This window comes from Endozoicomonas sp. ONNA1 (assembly GCF_024606325.1).
Lineage (GTDB): Bacteria > Pseudomonadota > Gammaproteobacteria > Pseudomonadales > Endozoicomonadaceae > Endozoicomonas_A.
In genome coordinates, this window is the sequence record NZ_JAHHPN010000626.1 from 1 (window position 1) to 1,782 (window position 1,782).

Annotated in this window: 2 protein-coding genes; both read right to left on the bottom strand. The window is 49.4% G+C overall.

Annotated features, from left to right (window positions below; all coding sequences use genetic code 11):
* Positions 1-85: 85 nt before the first annotated feature.
* Positions 86-625, bottom strand: coding sequence for a hypothetical protein (locus tag KDK19_RS14615; protein WP_257292248.1), 540 nt, complete (start codon positions 623-625; stop codon positions 86-88).
* Positions 592-1,782: ATP-binding protein (locus tag KDK19_RS14620; protein ID WP_257292249.1), on the bottom strand; the 1,191-nt coding region annotated here is incomplete at its 5' end. The genes KDK19_RS14620 and KDK19_RS14615, both read right to left, overlap by 34 nt.

The following is a 1,782-nucleotide window of genomic DNA, read 5'->3' on the forward strand; positions in this document are numbered from 1 at the left end:
CCTCACCTATCTTCACTAATCTCTTATCCATTCTTGAGATTGTATTAGATAGTTTTAGATTATAATAGATTATTACGAACTGTTTTTAACCCTTCCCGTGAAGACGCCATAAAATGTTTATTTTCCCCCGGTTGTTTAGCACTTCTCTGGTTTCGCTGTGTGTAGTTGCCAAGGTATCAGGCTTTTTGAAAACAACCTCTTCGCCACCATCTTCCGTAAGACAGCTTTTGACCCAGTCCTTGATATTGCGGTAATGACTCTTTCCTTCAGGTGCAAAGCTCCAGGCAGAATAATAAACCCGCAACGTAATTTTGTTACCCGTCAGGAAAAATGACATGCCTGCAGAACAGGGAGGCTGGTAACGCCTGGTTGAACGGATCGACTGGGCAGAATCAGGATCATCGTTATCAGGTGCATCTTCTTCAGCGTCTTCGTATTGGGACAGAGGAAACAAAATGCCGGTAAAATAACGGTCCGGAGGCGAGCTGCCCGTCAGTATTTCACCCTCGCCAAGGTCGCCGGTTAACTGGGAGCGAAGCCAGTTAACCAGCTTTTTTCTTTGGTACTGGTAATCCAGAAGCGTTTTGCTTCCTACATATAAAACCCGCCGGGGCAGAACAGACATCCTGCCGGTACAGCCATCAGATTGTTCGAGAAGGGCAACACCCTGTCACCGTTATATACAATCACCCCCCGCCGGATACTTCCTGCCTCTATGAGCATTTCCTGAGCTGCAAACATCTCCCGCTTAATGGTCATGCCTGCCTTCACTTCAATGCCTGTCGCCTGGCCGTTGTTGCCGGACAGAATAAAATCCACCTCTCGTTTATTTTTATCCCGGTAGTGAAATAGCTGACACTCTTCTTCACTGACAGCAATAGCCTTTAACAGCTCGGTGCACACCCAGGTTTCCATCAACGACCTCATCAAGTTTCTATCTGCCTGAATTGCAGTTTCGTTAATGCCTCGTATGGCACAGAGCAATCCGGTATCGACAAAATGTATCTTGGGTTGCCTGATGGCCCGCTTCAGTTCATTGCGATGAAAACCCGGAATGCGCTTGACCAAATAAAGATTTTCCAGTGCCGACACGTATTTCTGAACCGATTTATTATCCATCTGCACTGCCTTGCCAAGACTGGCGTAGTTCAGGGATTCTGATGACAGCGCCGCCAATAGCTTAAGCAACTGCGCCATTGCATCCAGCTTCTGAAGCTGAAACACCTCTTCTATATCCCTTCGGACAATGGCATCTGCATAAGCCCGGTGCCAGCGGGTTCTGCGCCCCGGCGAACGCTGCTGAACCTCCGGATAACCGCCACAGACAATAGCTGAAATAACCTGATCGTATTCAAGAGGGTTTAAAGCGTCTGGGAGACAGTCCGGAGCCAGTAACTGGTGAATAATATCGCCTCTTTCTTGCTGTCCGGATGGGATTTGCTTTAGCTCTGCCTGGCTAAAAGGATACAGGGTGACAAACTCGGCACGTCCGGCCAGCGAGTCTGCCAGCGTCGGCAAGGTCATCAGATCCGCAGAGCCGGTCAGAATAAACGAACCGGGCTGACGATCCTCATCCACCAGCAATTTAATCGTGCGAATCAGCTCAGGTGCCCGCTGCACCTCATCAATCACCACTGGCCGGGACTGGCTACGCAGCAAACCGATGGGATCGTTACGGGCAATGGCAAGAATATTCTCATCATCCAGAGTCAGGTAGCTACTGGTCTCCTCATATTCAGGCCGGTTCAGAAAATGTCGGGCGAGGGTGGTTTTGCCCGATTG

Coding starts and splice junctions, on each gene's coding strand:
- KDK19_RS14615 (WP_257292248.1), bottom strand. CDS start 625: ATGTCTGTTCTGCCCCGGCGGGTTTTATATGTAGGAAGCAAAACGCTT.